This window comes from Clostridium aromativorans (genome assembly GCF_020908015.1).
In the GTDB taxonomy this organism is placed as follows: Bacteria; Bacillota; Clostridia; order Clostridiales; family Clostridiaceae; genus Clostridium_B; species Clostridium_B aromativorans.
In genome coordinates this window covers 56,120-72,652 of record NZ_JAJJPB010000008.1, presented here as the reverse complement: position 1 = coordinate 72,652, position 16,533 = coordinate 56,120, and the positions used below count along the sequence as shown (strand labels likewise).

Genomic DNA, 16,533 nt, shown 5'->3' with positions numbered 1-16,533 from the left:
AGTTTGATATTTGTGCTCTGGGTTTTGAATACAGCTTATTCAGAGACACCCTTCTTTCTTTTTTTTATAGCTTCCTCTAATGTATGCCAGGCGAGGACTGCACACTTCACTCTGGCAGGCATCATGGATATATTTTTAAGTGCTATAGCATCTTCTAATTTTTCCAACTCTTTTTCATCTGTAATTTCCTTTTTTATCATTCCTATAAATGTCTTAACATAATCCAAAGCTTCTTCAACAGTTTTACCTTTAATCAAATCTATCATTATAGATGTTGAAGCCTGAGATATGGCACATCCGCTTCCCTCATAAGCTATATCATCTATAATGTCTCCCTTGAATTTCAATGAAAGAGTTATATCATCTCCACAGCTGGGATTATGTCCTCTTTCTTTTAAATCAGGGTTTTTCAGCTCTCTCTTATTAGTGGTATCCTGGTTATGTTCTGTTATTATTTCAGAATACACAAGACTAAGATCGTCCATATCCCAACCACTTCCTAACATTCTTAAGGGCTTCTATAAATTTATCTATTTCTTCATAAGTGTTGTAAAAATAAAAGCTAGCCCTGGAAGATGCTTGGATTCCCAAATGTTTCATAAGAGGTTGTGCACAGTGATGTCCTGATCTAACTGCTACTCCGTAATTATTTAATATAGTTGCTACATCATGAGGATGAACATCTTTTACATTAAATGAAATAATTCCACCTTTATTCTTGGCACTTTTAGGGCCATAAACCGTCACATAATCTATATCTGAAATTTTTTTAAGTGCATATTCCGTAAGTTCTTCCTCATAGGCTTCAATCTTGTCAAGTCCTATTGAATTTAAATAGTCAATAGCTGCACCGAGAGACACTGCACCTTCCACATTTTGAGTGCCGGCTTCAAATTTAAAAGGCAGCTCTGCAAAAGTAGCATCTTGTTCTGTAACATATTCTATCATATCACCACCACCTAGGAAAGGCGGCATTTCAAGGAGAAATTTTTCTTTTCCATAAAGTACTCCTATTCCCATAGAAGCTAGCATTTTATGACCTGAAAATACAAAGAAATCCGTATCAAGATCAGATACATCCACCTTCATATGAGGTGTACTCTGTGCTCCATCTACTATTGCTACAGCTCCTTTTTCATGAGCGTATTTTACAATATCTTTAACTGGATATTTCGTTCCAAGTACATTTGACACCTGAGCAATGGATACAATCTTTGTCTTGTCAGTAATTTTACTTTTATATTCTTCTTCAGTTATTCTTCCCTCTTCATTAGTATACATATATTTAAGCACTGCACCTTTTACTCTAGCTACCATCTGCCAAGGGAGTATATTGCTGTGATGCTCTGAAATAGCAATTACTATTTCATCTCCCTTATTTACAAAATTCAGCCCATAACTATAAGCTATCAAATTTAAGGATTCTGTAGTATTCCTTGTAAATATTATCTCAGAGGATTTCTCTGCTCCAATAAAAGCCCTTACTTTCTCACGAGCTCCCTCATAAGCCTCTGTAGACGTGACTCCAAGATAGTGGGCACCTCTGTGGGGATTTCCATTTAAATTCTCATTATAATGTTCTACGGCTTTTATGACAGAAAGTGGTTTCTGTGTAGTTGCTCCATTGTCAAAATACACCAGATCATTACCCTTCACTTTTATAGAAAGTATTGGGAAGTCCTTTCTTATCCTCTTTACATCTATACTCTCCTGTATTACATTTCCATTACTCATTTATAATCCTCCTTTTAAGTTCTTCAGATAAAAACTTTTTTAAATCTTCTGCTGGAATCTTATCAAATATAGGATTAAATCTAGCCTCTATAACCAATTTTTCCGCTTCACCATAATCAAAGCCCCTGCTCATCAAATAAAAAAGTTGATTCTCATCTATTTTGCCTACACTTGCTGCATGCTGTCCGTCCACATCTTCCTCCTGGCAGAGAAGTATTGGAATAGTATCCGTCTTAACTGTTGGATCTAAAAGAAGAACTTCTTCAGCCTGAGCTCCCTTGGATTTAGATGAGCCTCTCTTAAAATCTATATTTCCCTTAAAAACTTTTCTGGCTCTATCCTTCAGTACCCCTTCTATGACCATATTACTTGTGCTCTTTTTACCAAAATGATTGGTGGTATAGTAAAGATCCTGTCTTCTGTCTCCATCAACTAAATAGGCTGAATATATATCTGCACTGCTGTATTCCCCTTTTAAATCCGAATTATAATTTGTAACATTTATATGGCTTCCCATCTCTACAGTAATCCAATTTACTTTTGCTCCATTCTCCACCTGAGCCATATTCGAATCAAAATGGGTTGACTTATCATTCATCCTCTGAACTTTTATAACATCTACTACTGAGCCGCTCTTTGCAAATACTTTAGTCAAACCATTGTGAAATGCATCTATGTCTTTATTTTCAGTACAATAATCCACCACTAAAGTAATTTTACTATTTGATTCGGCTACAATTATGTTGTGATCTATAACTGTAGGGTTGTGTTCATTTAAATTGAAATTAAGTCTTATAGGCGAATTCAAAATTTTATTCTCTGGAACTTTTACAAATATTCCTGAATTAAATCCGTTCTCCCCAAGTCTGACAGAATCTTTTGATACAGAAGTAGCATCTTTAAAACTAGAATATTGAGCAAGATTTTCTCCATCAATCTCCTGCATGAATTTTAAGGTTACCCCCTCAAAATCTTCAGCCTTAAAATCCATATACCCTGCATCATATGCCTCTATTTCAGGAAACTTATAATTATCAAGGTGAAAATTATTTAATCCAAGATGCTTCCATGTAGGTACATAGGCCTGATTTAGTCTAAACTCCTTCTTGTTTTGCAATTCGGAAATTATTCTCTTACTTTTGCTTAAATTTCCCCTATTATCTATCATAAACTACCTCCTTATCCTATGGTTCCCTTTAATTCTAATTTAATCAAATTATTCATTTCCACTGCATATTCAAGTGGAAGTTCCTTTGCTACAGGCTCAACAAATCCTGTAACTATCATCCCTCTTGCCTCTTCTTCCGTAAGACCTCTGCTCATAAGATAAAAAATGGCATCGTCACTTATTCTACCTATTTTAGCCTCATGTCCTATATCAACATTGTTGTTTGCCACACTTACAATAGGTATAGTATCCGATCTGGATTCACTGTCAAGCATCAATGATTCACAGGATACACTGGACTTGGAGTTAACTGCATTTTTAGTAGAACTCAACAGGCCTCTGTAAATTGAAACTCCACCATCCTTGGAAATGGATTTAGAATTTACCACTGACGTAGTATTTGGAGCTGCATGAACTACTTTAGAGCCAGTATCCAGATACTGCCCGGCACCTGCAAAAGTTATTCCTGTGAAATCGCATCTTGCTCCCTCTCCCCTCAGTATGCTCATAGGATACAACATGGATACTTTAGATCCAAAAGAACCTGTAACCCATTCTACATGCCCATTTTTATCCACTGCACACCTTTTGGTATTTAAATTGTACATATTTCTTGACCAATTCTCTATAGTACTGTACTTTAATGAAGCTCCCTCTCTCACATAACACTCAACACAACCTGCATGTAGATTGTTTACATAGTATTTAGGTGCCGAACATCCCTCTATATAGTGAATTTTTGCTCCTTTTTCAACTACTATAAGGGTGTGTTCAAATTGTCCTGCACCAGGGGCATTTAATCTAAAATAAGATTGTATTGGTATATCAACTTGAACTCCCTCAGGAACATATACAAATGAGCCGCCAGACCAAACTGCTCCATGAAGTGCTGCAAATTTATGATCTGTTGGAGGCACAAGCCTCATAAAAAGAGGTCTTATCAGATCTTCGTAATCCCTTATAGCCGTTTCCATATCCATATATAAAACGCCCTGCTTTTTCAGCTCCTCGCTTACATTGTGATAGACTATCTCCGAATCATATTGTGCACCCACACCTGCCAGGGATTCGTGCTCCGCTTTAGGTATTCCAAGTAAATCAAAAGTTCTTTTTATATCTTTGGGCACATCCTTCCAATCATGTTTCATGTTGGTATCAGGCCTTACATAGGTAACTATGTTATTCATATCCAGATCCGAAAGATCAGGTCCCCAGGACGGCATAGGCATCTTATTGTAAATATCTAAGGATTTAAGTCTAAACTCCCTCATCCATTCAGGATCATTTTTTTCATCTGATATTTCTTCTATTATCTTTTTTGTAAGACCCGAGCCAGTTTTATAACTGGATTTGTCTTCATTTTTTATATCATAAATATTTCTTCTTATATCTTCTATATGAGTTTTTTCTTTTTCCAATAAAAACACCTCTCTTTTAAAACATCCTGTTAAGCCAATGCCTTAAACCTGTCATATCCGTTTTTCTCTATTTCCTCAGCTAAAGATGCATCACCAGTTTTAACTATTCTTCCATCTACAAGTATATGAACGTAATCCGGTTTCAAATATTCTAATATACTATCGTGATGTGTAATTATAAGTATGGAGTTATCCTCTGTTCGGAGTTTGCTCACCCCTTCCGATACTACTCTAACTGCATCTACATCAAGTCCAGAATCCGTTTCGTCCAGCATAGCAAGCTTGGGCTCAAGTACCGCCATCTGGAGTATTTCATTTTTCTTTTTTTCTCCACCTGAAAATCCCACGTTTAAATATCTTTTAGCATAACTTTCATCTATTTTTAAAAGCTTTAGCTTTTCTTTTAAAGCTTTTCTAAATGCCAATATTCCACCTCTCTTACCTGTAACAGCAGCCTTAGCATTGCGTAAAAAATTTTCAACAGTTATTCCCTGTATCTCCTGCGGATACTGAAAAGACATGAATATTCCCTTTCTTGCCCTTTCATCCACCTTTAAATCATTTATTTTTTCCCCATCAAATACTATATCTCCTGATGATATTACATATTTAGGATGACCCATTATAGTATTTACAAGAGTAGATTTCCCTGCCCCATTGGGACCCATTATGGCATGTATTTCACCCTTGCCAATTTCTAGATCAAGTCCTTTTAATATTTCATTACCTTCAACTTCCGTTTTCAGCTTATTTATTTCCAGTAACTTTTTTCCCATTATACCTCTCCTTTATATCCGAGTATTTAAGTCATATTTAATTCCAAAAATCAATCCCATTATAAATGGGCATCAGGATAAAATATCCGACTTAAATACTCAACATTGTATCTGATTACATTTTACTATTTATTTAAAGGATAATCAATAATTAAAATATCATTTTATATTTTTCTCTAAAAGTTTTTATTTTCTGATAATATCTTAAGTTTATTCAATCTCTATTTTAGTCTTATTTTTTCTTTTGTCTCTACCTGAATTACTATTCCATCTTGAATCACCAAAGTTATTGAACCATAATTTATACTCTTCAATGACTGCAATATTTCTTTAATGTACTGTTCTGAGATCTGGTTATTTTTTCGCGCAGTTTTTTCTCCCATTTTCATATTGCCCCCTTTTACATTAATTTATAAATTAATAACTAAAAAATCCCCTTTTATGAAGAAGAGGATTTTTCTATATTATAATAAATATAAAATGTTCAAGTTGAAGTTTTATATTTACCTCATCTTCCAGAACTGTGTTCTGATGGACTTAGCACCTTACATGTACCAATTAATACATGGGTTGCTGAAACTTCATCGGGCCATTCCCTAAGTTTCTCTTGATAAGGGTTAATATTAAATTATTGACTTTAATTATACCTTATAACATTCTTACGGTCAAATTAATTTTTAATCAAATTAAGAAGTTTAACATTAAAATTTTATCCTTAAAAGAATTGTTTTCAATTAGATATAATCTTCCATTTTCTCAGTCTCCAAATTAAGCCCGTCTATAACCATATCTTCTTTAAGTTCTATCAATAAACATTTTTTCCCTCTCTTGTCTATTACCTGCTTTACACTACCCAGATCTTGAGGCCTTATAATTATACTTGTATTTTCATTTTCAATCTTTACAGATTTACTTTTAAAATCAGGGATTACATTTCTGGCTTTAAATTCATGATCTCCACCACATACCTCTTGAAAGGCGCTTTTGACAGACTGTATATGTTTAAGGCCGCTTTCTTTTAAAACCCTGGTAACTTCATTTACATCCAGTACTGCCTCCTCTTCCCTATCTCCTCCATCAAGTTTTTCATTTATTCTTTCATATACATCCTTCATGATATCCGGCTTTATTCTGCCTCCTGTCACTGTACCCAGTATACTTTTAAAACTTTCTTTTTCTTCTACAGCCGTGGGTTTTACAGTACACTCAAGGACTTTTTCTACAAAAGTGCCGTTAACCTGCTTCGTTTTAGAAGAATAATATATTATCTTGTTCACATCTACATATTCACATGTAAAACTTGGAAACATGAATCCGTCTAGAGGAGAATTTAAATTCACGATCATATCCAGTGCAGAATTGGGCTTGAATTTCATCTCGGTATAATCAAATTTCAATACCTTTTTGGGAATTTCCACCTTGTTTACACTGCACAATATAAACTCCACAGCTTGAACATAATCTTCTACATCACTTTCATCTCCATTCTTATTTTTTCTGCTGTTATAATACTCTGCTTTTATAAAATTTATCACTACATCCGTATCATAGGTATAATTTTTAGATATTTTATCCACTATCTTATCTCCAAATTCAGCCGCACTCTTCCCGGAATTCAAAGCACCATACAATATCTGCTGTGTGCTTTCACCAACCTCATGGCCTTCTTTCCCATCCGTTTCCTTAAAATCCAATTCAAATATTTTGGAATCCAGAGAACCTGTAAGCACCTTTTTGAAATTATTCAGGTAAAGCTCCCTCTTCTCTATTTCCATCATTTCAAAATGCTCTAGTTCCCTGGTTATTATTTCTCCATTATCTTTTTTTAAATATACGCTGTAAACTTCCTTAATAGGAAGCATATAACTTCCCAACTTAAACTCTTTTCTTATATTCGCCAAATCTTTTTTGTTCATTTTTACATCTCCGCTCTAAAAATAAGTTCTAATCCCATTCTATACATACTTATTTTAACAAAATATAATAATATTTGCTATGAATAAATTACTATAGTACAATTATAAAATTTTTGGTACAATACATATAAGTATATCTGTACAATTATAAAAATTTGATCATTAAGCGAGGATTTTATATGAATTTTATAAAAATAAGTAATACAGCTTACAATGAATTTAAAAAATTTTTGACTGAGAATAATATTACCTATTCTACAATAAGAATTTATTTAGATGGTATGTCCTGTCACGGTCCTCATTTCAACATGAGTGCCGATAAAAAAAACGACAATGATTTGACTCAGCAAATAAAGGATATAAATTTTATAGTAGACAAAAACTTATTCATGCAGTTTAGTGGTTTTATATTCCTATGTGGAAGCGAAAACGGACTCGGAAGTTTTTCTATAGAACCCGTATTTAAACCTAACCTTCCAGACTGTGAAAACTGCAATGGATGTAAAAATTAATAAATTTAAGGAGAATACTAGAATGTTTTGTTATAAATGTGGAGCCAAGGTTTCTAATCAAGCTCTATTTTGTGAAAAATGCGGAACCAGGTTAAATAAAAACCTGGAAATAGAAAATTTAAATGAAAGTACAATTAAAATTCATAATATCAGACAAGCCTTAAAACATAATATAAAAGAGGATCAGTTAAACGCCCTAGCTTTAGATAAATCAAAAGACAATACAACAAATTTTAGTTTAAATAAGAAAGTTGGAGATAATACCTGTTGTAAAATTCCATTTTATAAAAATATAAATATAGCAATGCCCCTTTTGTCAGCAGTACTTGCCGTGAGTTTAACCTGCACTTATTATTTATATGAAGCCTCTGTTTCTAAAAATGTTGAAAAAAATAGAACTACTGCCGAAAATATAGCTCTTCAGGGAAATATATCTAGTGCGTATTCAATAATAGACAAGGCCCTGAGTTTACGTCCAAATAATGAAACCCTAAAAGCAGATAAAATATTTTTGCAGGATGGCAAATCTGTAAACTTACATATAAGTGCCGTAGATAGTTATATAAAGGATAAAAATTACAATGGGGCTTTAAATGAATTAGACGAAGCTGTTAATTTAATATCGGATAAAACCGGAGCTTTTTATTCCCTGTTAAATAAAAACATAGAAAATAAGAAAATGGGCATAACTGTATTACAAATAAAAAATGAAATGAATAATAAAAGCAGCATAGAGGATTTAGCTGGACTGCTAAACAAAATATCCAATTACAATGTGAAAGAGGCCAGTGAAACTGCTTCAGAACTTAGAAAAAGAATAAGCGCTGTGGCTTACAACACTGCGAATGAATATTTGAAAAACAATGATTTCACCTCTGCCCTTCAAACTATAGACAAAGGTATCGTTTATAATCCAAATGATAAAAAGCTCAACAATTTTAAACAGGTCATAATATCCGAGAAAAATTCTTTTGAAACAGCTGAACAGACTAGAATTCAGAACGCCATGGCTTCAGCTGCCCTGGAGAACAAAAACAATAAAACCAATGCAGTAGAGGTAGTTTCTACTTCTACTAATATAAATAAATACGGAGATTTCGTAATTAAAGGAACTATCAAAAACATAGCTACAAAGCCCATCAGCTCTATACAAATATACTATACCATATATAATTCCAGTAATGCCGAACTTGGAAACGATTCTACCTATGTATATCCCAATTACTTATCTATAAATGACACAGGTCAATTTGAAAATACAGAATATGGGATGTCAAAAGGCCATCACATTAAAATCACAAAAATAACCTGGATATTGCCGCAGGAGGATAGTTATGAAAATAAATAAAATTTTTATAGTTTCTCTTCTTACCACAATAACCTTCTTAGTAATTGGCATTACAGCATGTTTTGCTATACATAAAAATATAAGTCTTAAATCCTCCAGAGGTTCATCTAAATTGGGAAATGTGTCTGAAGTACTCGGCACACCCAAATCCAAGGATTTAAAGACAATAATACATGAAAATCAAAAATTAGTGGTATCTTTAGAAGTAAAGAATAGCAGTGGAAATATAACTGGCTCTGGTTTTTTATATGATACAAAAGGAGATATAGTAACTAATGCACATGTGGTAAAAGACGGCTCCGCCATAATTGTAAAGATGGCCGATACCGCAACATATAAAGGTAAGCTTATAGGTAAAAGTGAGCTTACAGATATAGCTTTAGTCAGGGTGGATAACTTAAAAGGAAAAAGTCCGATGAAAATTTCAAAAAACAAAAAGGCTGATATAGGAGATGAGATAATAGCCCTTGGAAGCCCTCTTGGTCTTCAGAATACAGCTACTACAGGTATAATAAGCGGTTTGAATAGAAATTTCAACCTAGAAAATTACCAGTATAAAAATGTCTACCAAATTTCTGCCCCTGTATCTCCAGGCAACAGCGGAGGCCCTCTTTTGGATAGAAGCACAGGACAAGTTATAGGTATAAACTCTGCAAAAGTAGACGATGAATCCATAGGTTTCAGCATACCAATAACTCAAGTTATTCCCATGATAGACAACTGGGCAGCTAATCCCAATACCTATAAATTTTCATCCCAAAATACTGCTTCAACTGGAGATTCAAAGCTTTCCACAGAGGATGCCGCTTATTTAGTTTCATATTTCTACAACAGTTTAAATTCCAATGACTATGTAACTGCCTATTCTTTACTTGGAGCAAACTGGCAGCAAAGTACTACCTATGAAGACTTTAGAAAAGGCTACCTTCAAACTTTATCTGTAAAAATAGACAATATGATCTGTCATGGGACAGAAAATGGAAACATAGAAGTTTCCGCTGTAATTCAGGCTGTTGAAGGAAATACATCAAATTCGAAAGTCAGTAAATACAATGTGGTGTATACCATAGGATATGAAAATAATAATCTTAAGATCCTGAGCGGCAAAAGCACACCTCAAGAATAAATGAAAAATGCAGATCACTTAATATTTTAGTGAACTGCATTTTCATATGATCTCAGCTAAAAAATTCAGTATTTTCCACGGACTCTTTTACCAGAGCATCTATATCCAAAACACTTTCTGCTTTCCTTATCTCTTCAACTCTGGGTTTAATTTTAGGATGTTTTGGTACAAATATGGTACAGCAGTCCTCATAGGGCAATATGGAAATTTCATAAGTCCCAATCTGTCTTGCCACGTCCATTATATCCACTTTGTCCATGGCTATCAATGGTCTAAATACCGGTCTATCTGCTACATCATTGCTTACAACAAGACCTTCCATAGTCTGGCTGGCAACCTGACCTATACTTTCTCCTGTAGTTACAGAATTTATACCATGTCTTTCAGCTAAATTACAGGCTATTCTCATCATGAATCTTCTCATTATTATAGTCAATTCGTCTTCTCTGCAGTTTTCAATTATGCTCATCTGTATTTTTGTAAAGGGAACCACATAAAGGCTTATGCTCCCGGTGTATTTCTTCAACACACCCGCCAGTTCCTTGACTTTCTCCTTGGCTCTTTCACTGGTATAGGGATGACTGTGGAAATACACACAATTCAATCTAACTCCCCTTCTTGCCATCATATAACCGGCTACTGGAGAATCTATACCACCTGAAAGCATAAGTATAGTACTGCCGTTAGTACCATAAGGCATGCCACCTATACCTTTAATTCTTTTTGAATATACATAGGCCTTATCTCTTATCTCAATATTTACAAAGAAATCAGGCTTTCTCACATCTACCGATAATCTTTCAGTATTCTGCAGTATATAAGCCCCAACTTCTCTGCTTACATCCATAGAAGTTCCTGGAAAGTTTTTGTTTGCCCTTTTAGTTACAACTTTAAAAGTCTTTCCCTCATTTTTCAGAGCATTACTGAGAGCTTGCTTTTTAATACTTTCTATATCGGAATCTATTTCATCTACCACACATATTTCAGATATGCCGCATATATTTTTAAGCTTTTTTATACCATCTTTTAAATCATCGCATTCTATAAACCATCTTCCCTGATCTACTACAAAAGAGTACCTGCTGTCCTTAAAAGTATTCTCTATATTACCTTTTAATTTTCTCTCAAATTTTCCCTTGTTCAATCCCTTTAAGAATATTTCCGGAGCATATTTTACAAGCAATAATTTTCTCATTTACCTACTCTCCTTAAAAACTTTAAAGATTCATCTATCACATCTAAAGCATAATCCACTTCTTCTTTTGAATTATCCTCGCCAAAGCTAAATCTTATAGTACCCCTTATATGATCTTTAGGAAGTCCAATTGCCTCCAGCACGTGGCTGTCTTTACTGCTCTTGGCAGAACAGGCAGAACCTGTAGAAACATAAATGCCCTTCTCCTCCAACATATGAAGCAATACTTCTCCTCTAACTCCTATAAAAGAAACACTTAATACATAAGGAGAATATTCTTTTCCACAGCTGTTTATTTTAACTTCCTCCATATCTCTGAGTTTCTCCATGAAATATTTTTTCACTTCATCTACGTGGTGAAAATTCTGCTCTCTGTTTTTATATATCTTTTCAGCAGCTTTTGCAAGTCCTACAACAGCAGCTAAATTCTCAGTACCTGATCTAAATCCTCTTTCCTGTCCACCTCCATATATCAGAGGTCTTGGTATAAGCCCTTTTCTAACATAGGCAATTCCTACTCCCCTGGGGCCATGTATTTTATGACCACTGGCAGATAATAAATCTATATGCATTTTTTTAACATCTATATCATATTTTCCATAAGCCTGAACTGCATCAACATGAAATTTTATTCTGCTGCTCTTTTCCTTTATAAGCTCTCCTATAGCTTTGATATTTTGAACCGTGCCAACTTCATTGTTGGTATGCATTATGCTGACCAGCTGAGTCTGCTTATTTATGCTTTTTTCAAGCTCACCTAAATCAATCTTCCCCCTACCGTTTACATCAAGGTATATAACCTTAACCCCATTATTTTCCAAAGCTTTACAGGTATTCAGCACACTTGGATGTTCTATTTTTGTAGTTATGATTTCATTTCCAGGTTTTACAAAGCCTCTTATCAAAAAGTTATTGCTCTCACTCCCTCCAGAAGTAAATATTATCTCATCTCTGTCACAATTCAGTGTATCTGCAACTATATCTCTACTCTCATTCATTTTAAGTTCCGCTTTTAATCCAAGAGAATATGCTGAAGATGGATTTCCGTAATAATTTCTCATAGTATCCACCATTGAATCCATCACTTCATCATAAGGCCTGGTTGTAGCACTATTGTCAAAATAAGCTTCCATTATCATTGTCACCCCTATATGTAAAAATAATTAAAATATAATAAAACCAATATAACATATATTATCACACTTATAAAAAAATAATAAGAGCACATACTAACCAAAGAAATAAAATAGGAGGATTCAAAATGAAAATCAAGCACTTTCTGTTAGTCATACTATGTACCTTATATGTATTATTAAACTGTATAACTCCTGTAAAATCCTTTTCAGAAGATTCACCTTCCATAAGAGGTAAATCGAACACATTGCCCGCCGGCAAGACAATATACCTCACTTTCGACGATGGTCCCAGCACAGAGGTTACCAGTAAAATACTGAATATTTTACAAGAAAAAAATGTAAAAGCAACTTTTTTTGTAATAGGATATAAAATAAACGGTCATGAAAAAATATTGAGAAGAATATACAATGAAGGGCACAGCATAGGACTTCATACCTATACACATAAGTACAGTAAAATATATTCGAGCCCTGATTCTTTTTTAAATGAAATGAATAAAACAGGTAAAGAGGTAAAAAACATCTTAGGATTTGCACCAAAAATAATAAGATTCCCAACTGGAAGCAAAGGGCATCTGGATGAATATCTTTTAGAGAAATTACATTCCTGTGGATATAAAATATATGATTGGAACCTATGTCTATCAGATGGCATAGATTACAGGACACCCGTTCAAAAACTATATAGTGAGGGCACAGAAAAATGTATCAATCCCAATAAAATATTCTTGCTTGCACACTGTGACAGCCAGAATAAAAACACTTGTAAGGTACTGCCAAAAATAATTGACTATTACATAAATTTAGGATATGAATTTAAAACTATCACAAGAAACACCCCCGAATACCATTTTAGAGTGTCAGAATATAACTAATTTACAGGAATAAGTTTATCCTCATTTAGGTCCCATTCATATGCCTTGCCATTTTTTTTATTTATATAATACCAACCGCTGGTGGCAGAATGATCCTCCATGCTGTCAAAAACTTGTATGACATAATAGTGTATATTATCTCTTACGGTCTCATGATCAAACACAAATTTAGTATTTTCATTTTTATCTCCATAACACTCCGAAGCTGTTTTCACCGCTTGTTCTACTGTAATATTTTTCTGTGAACCATCAGAAACACCAGCTTCACTCTTTACGGCGTTTTCAGTATCAGTAGAAGTACTTTTCTCGTACTTTTTCCCATTTTCTTTACTCTTCGATTTTTGTCCTGTTTTTTTATCAACATTTGTCACATCTGTTTTATTTTTTTTGCCATTGTTATATTTAGCTATTCTATATCTATAAATTCCAAAGCATATCACAGCAAATAAAATTATTGAAATTATAATATATACTTTCCTATGCCCCTTACTCAAAATATCAACTTCTCCTAACTTCCATATTTTAATTTTACTAATACACATAATTATATAATATCACAACTTTACACTGGGGATGATAAATCTCCAGTGTAAAATTACCAAGGCTATTTCAATATTTTCAGCTCATTGCAAAGATAGCTAAAAAGCCCTTTGTTTCTTGCATCCAATGCTCCGTCTATTAAGGTCAATAAAATTTCTCTATAGAACTCATCCCTCTCCCGCTTACTTAGGGGATCAACAATATAATTATCATAATATATAAAAGAATTATTTATTTGAGTTAAATACACACTTTTCAATATGTTTATATAAGAGGCCAGCTCTTTTCTAGAAATTACAAAAAACAATTTATTGCAATTATTTTTTGAAGATATTTTTATCATTCTTCTATTGAGAGAGACCAGCTCTATTTCCCCAAATTCTTCAACAACAAATTTTCTATACTTTATATCTAGACTTTTAAAAGATGTCAAAAATTTTATATATGCCATAAAATTTTTTCTATTAAATTTAAAATTATTTACAATGGTTTTAATCCCGCATCTTCTCTTGAAGGAAATTTCATATTCATTATATCCCCTGTTGTTTTCCACAGCAGAAATTAAAATAGCATCTACAAATCTGTCCATTGCCAAACTAGGGATAAGTTTTACTCCATATAGAAATTGCTTATTTTTATCACTGGAAACAGTAAAATTGCTTATATTCATGATTATATCTCCCTTATTATATCTCCTTTTTACATTATTCCACTATTATAAACGAAAAAAGTAATTTTTTGCGTTTATACACAATATTAAAAAAGTTTAAAAAATATTTCTTCTAAATTCTTTTAGTATGTAATTAAAGGAATCCGATATAAAATCCGCTCTTGTCAATTCTTGATTTCCTGAATTTAAATTTTTAAAGGCCACACAATACATTCCAGCATTTTTCGAAGCTTCCACTCCATTTTTAGAATCCTCTATAACCATACAGCGCTTTGGCTCTACCTTTAGAAGTTTTGCTGCTTTTAAAAATATATCTGGAGAGGGCTTACTGTTTTTAACATCATCACCTGTCACAAATTTAGAAAAATATTTTTCCAGCTTAAACCTTTCAATAACATTTTCTATAACATTTTTGGGAGATGAAGATGCCACTGCCAACTTCAAGTTTTTTTCATAGAGAAATTTTATGAGTTCATCTACACCTTTTATGGGTTTTATGTCTTTGTTTTCTTTCAAGTTAGCTAAATACAATTCTCTATCCTTTCTTATCAATTCCTCCAGAGAATCAGATAATTTATACTTCTTTTTAATTATATTCCATTTGTAACCAGTTGTAACTCCTATAAAACCAAGCTGTTCTTCTTTGCTTATTTTTATACCATATTCAGCTAATAGATCATCATCTAGTTTTCTATGTAGCGGCTCACTATCTATGATGACCCCATCCATATCAAAAATAACTGCATCTATGAGCAATACACCAGCCTCCCTCTTATATCATGGTAAATTCATGTTTAAAAAATCAGAGCATACGCAGCTCTGATTTTTACATTATATTTAATCTTCATACAGGTAATCTCTAGTCATAGGCAATTCATTATTAAGGCCCTTGGTAAATAAAAATTGATGTATATCTACTACTCCATAATGAAATGACGCCGCACAAGCATTTAAATAAAGTCTCCACATTCTAATAAATCTATCATCTTTAATCTTTCTTATCTCATCCAAGTTATTTTCAAAATTTTCGGCCCAACACTTTAACGTCTTATAATAGTGCAGTCTTAAACTCTCTGCATCTACAAGATGAAGATCATTGTCTGCCATCAAGCTCACCAGCTCCCTTATGGATGGAATATATCCCCCTGGAAATATGTATTTTTTTATCCACTGATTTGCCTCTCCTTCTGTCTGTGCAGTAATACAATGAAGGAGAGATACTCCGCCTTCATTTAACATGTCTCTAATATCTTGCATATAAACAGGTAAATTTTTCCTTCCTGAATGTTCTATCATTCCCACACTTACTATTCTGTCAAATTTATCTGTCTTACCCACAAGTTCTCTATAATCCATTAATTTTATTTCAACTTTTCCATCTAGATTATTATCTACAACTCTTTCAGAAGCTTTCTTAAACTGTTCCTGACTTAAAGTTACTCCAACTGCGTTTACGCCATATTTTTTTGCAGCTTCAATTACAAGTTCTCCCCAACCGCAGCCTATGTCCAAAAGCCTTTGACCTTCTTTTAGATTGAGTTTTTTTAGTATATAATTGACTTTATTTATCTGAGCTTGATAGATAGAATCATTTTCATTTTTAAAATAGGCACAGGAATATGTCATTGTTTTATCCAGCCATAGACTGTAGAAATCATTTCCCAAATCATAATGGTACTGTACATCTGTCTTGCTTTTCTTTAAAGTATTGGGAAGAACCTTATACAATTTTGAAAACATATCAGCTTTATTTAAAAAACTTTCCTTGTTTTTATACACCGATTCTATAATTTCTCTAATATTTCCCTCAAAATCCAATACATTGTCCATATAGGCTTCCCCTAAAGTGAGAAAAGGATCCCTAATAACATCTTTTTTAGATATATCTTTATTTATGAATATTTTAAATTTGGCTTCTCCCTCTCCATACTTCTCTTCCGTACCATCCCAGTACTTAACCTGAACAGTGTCTGAAAATATCTTTTTCAAAAACTCTCCAAAAAACATTTTGTCTAAATTCATATTACTACTACCTCTTTTCTTATACATAACCTATATATAAACAGGCAGATCCTCTTATTAAAAGAGCTTCTGCCAAATTTTCCAGAAAACATATATT

17 protein-coding genes and 1 riboswitch are annotated in these 16,533 nt (G+C 33.3%); of the genes, 4 read left to right on the top strand and 13 right to left on the bottom strand.

The window, feature by feature from the left end:
* Positions 1–35: 35 nt before the first annotated feature.
* The 7 genes from sufU to LN736_RS08395 all read right to left on the bottom strand — a co-directional run bounded on the left by sufU (position 36) and on the right by LN736_RS08395 (position 7,012).
* On the bottom strand, positions 36–485 hold the full coding sequence (sufU, locus tag LN736_RS08425) for a Fe-S cluster assembly sulfur transfer protein SufU (RefSeq protein WP_150356888.1): 450 nt from the start codon (positions 483–485) through the stop codon (positions 36–38).
* Positions 472–1,734 carry a cysteine desulfurase gene (locus LN736_RS08420; RefSeq protein ID WP_150356889.1) on the bottom strand — a complete coding sequence of 421 codons (1,263 nt, stop codon included), beginning with the start codon at positions 1,732–1,734 and terminating at the stop codon, positions 472–474. Before LN736_RS08420 ends, sufU begins: the two co-directional genes overlap by 14 nt.
* Positions 1,727–2,902, bottom strand: coding sequence for a Fe-S cluster assembly protein SufD (gene sufD / locus LN736_RS08415; RefSeq protein WP_229981330.1), 1,176 nt, complete (start codon positions 2,900–2,902; stop codon positions 1,727–1,729). The genes LN736_RS08420 and sufD overlap by 8 nt, the downstream gene beginning before the upstream one ends.
* An 11-nt stretch (positions 2,903–2,913) precedes the next feature.
* Positions 2,914–4,320, bottom strand: coding sequence for a Fe-S cluster assembly protein SufB (gene sufB, locus LN736_RS08410; RefSeq protein ID WP_229981329.1), 1,407 nt, complete (start codon positions 4,318–4,320; stop codon positions 2,914–2,916).
* Between the two features lie 29 nt (positions 4,321–4,349).
* A complete protein-coding gene (gene sufC / locus LN736_RS08405) occupies positions 4,350–5,096 on the bottom strand; it encodes a Fe-S cluster assembly ATPase SufC (protein WP_150356892.1) in 747 nt (248 codons plus the stop codon).
* Positions 5,097–5,317: 221 nt separating this feature from the next.
* Positions 5,318–5,479, bottom strand: coding sequence for a YezD family protein (locus tag LN736_RS08400; RefSeq protein WP_150356893.1), 162 nt, complete (start codon positions 5,477–5,479; stop codon positions 5,318–5,320).
* 122 nt (positions 5,480–5,601) lie between these two features.
* Positions 5,602–5,713, bottom strand: a riboswitch (SAM riboswitch).
* A gap of 117 nt (positions 5,714–5,830) precedes the next feature.
* Positions 5,831–7,012 carry a DUF4317 domain-containing protein gene (locus tag LN736_RS08395; protein WP_179977811.1) on the bottom strand — a complete coding sequence of 394 codons (1,182 nt, stop codon included), beginning with the start codon at positions 7,010–7,012 and terminating at the stop codon, positions 5,831–5,833.
* A 179-nt stretch (positions 7,013–7,191) separates the two neighbouring features.
* Between LN736_RS08395 and LN736_RS08390 the strand changes: the two genes are divergently transcribed.
* From LN736_RS08390 to LN736_RS08380, 3 genes are read left to right on the top strand one after another with little or no spacing between them, the layout of a single operon-like run.
* Positions 7,192–7,524, top strand: coding sequence for a HesB-like protein (locus tag LN736_RS08390; RefSeq protein ID WP_150356895.1), 333 nt, complete (start codon positions 7,192–7,194; stop codon positions 7,522–7,524).
* A 22-nt stretch (positions 7,525–7,546) separates the two neighbouring features.
* A complete protein-coding gene (locus tag LN736_RS08385; protein WP_229981328.1) occupies positions 7,547–8,872 on the top strand; it encodes an FxLYD domain-containing protein in 1,326 nt (441 codons plus the stop codon).
* Positions 8,859–9,998, top strand: a complete 1,140-nt coding sequence (locus LN736_RS08380) for a S1C family serine protease (protein WP_150356897.1) — start codon at positions 8,859–8,861, stop codon at positions 9,996–9,998. Before LN736_RS08385 ends, LN736_RS08380 begins: the two co-directional genes overlap by 14 nt.
* Positions 9,999–10,050: 52 nt before the next feature.
* On the opposite strand, the gene thiI is transcribed toward LN736_RS08380, so the two are convergent.
* Positions 10,051–11,193, bottom strand: a complete 1,143-nt coding sequence (gene thiI / locus LN736_RS08375; protein WP_229981327.1) for a tRNA uracil 4-sulfurtransferase ThiI — start codon at positions 11,191–11,193, stop codon at positions 10,051–10,053.
* Complete coding sequence (locus tag LN736_RS08370; protein WP_229981326.1) at positions 11,190–12,326, bottom strand: cysteine desulfurase family protein; 1,137 nt, start codon at positions 12,324–12,326, stop codon at positions 11,190–11,192. The genes thiI and LN736_RS08370 overlap by 4 nt, the downstream gene beginning before the upstream one ends.
* A gap of 128 nt (positions 12,327–12,454) precedes the next feature.
* On the opposite strand from LN736_RS08370, the gene LN736_RS08365 reads away from it, so the two are divergent.
* Complete coding sequence (locus LN736_RS08365) at positions 12,455–13,204, top strand: polysaccharide deacetylase family protein (protein ID WP_150356900.1); 750 nt, start codon at positions 12,455–12,457, stop codon at positions 13,202–13,204.
* Here the strand turns inward: LN736_RS08365 and LN736_RS08360 are convergent.
* From LN736_RS08360 to LN736_RS08345, 4 genes are all read right to left on the bottom strand, one after another.
* The gene (locus LN736_RS08360) at positions 13,201–13,698 is read right to left on the bottom strand and encodes a hypothetical protein (protein WP_229981325.1); all 498 of its coding nucleotides are present in this window, start codon (positions 13,696–13,698) and stop codon (positions 13,201–13,203) included. The genes LN736_RS08365 and LN736_RS08360 overlap by 4 nt on opposite strands.
* Before the next feature lie 110 nt (positions 13,699–13,808).
* Positions 13,809–14,414 carry an IDEAL domain-containing protein gene (locus tag LN736_RS08355; RefSeq protein WP_179977816.1) on the bottom strand — a complete coding sequence of 202 codons (606 nt, stop codon included), beginning with the start codon at positions 14,412–14,414 and terminating at the stop codon, positions 13,809–13,811.
* Positions 14,415–14,510: 96 nt separating this feature from the next.
* A complete protein-coding gene (locus LN736_RS08350; RefSeq protein WP_229981324.1) occupies positions 14,511–15,170 on the bottom strand; it encodes an HAD family hydrolase in 660 nt (219 codons plus the stop codon).
* An 81-nt stretch (positions 15,171–15,251) separates the two neighbouring features.
* Complete coding sequence (locus LN736_RS08345) at positions 15,252–16,436, bottom strand: SAM-dependent methyltransferase (RefSeq protein ID WP_229981323.1); 1,185 nt, start codon at positions 16,434–16,436, stop codon at positions 15,252–15,254.
* Positions 16,437–16,533 lie beyond the last annotated feature (97 nt).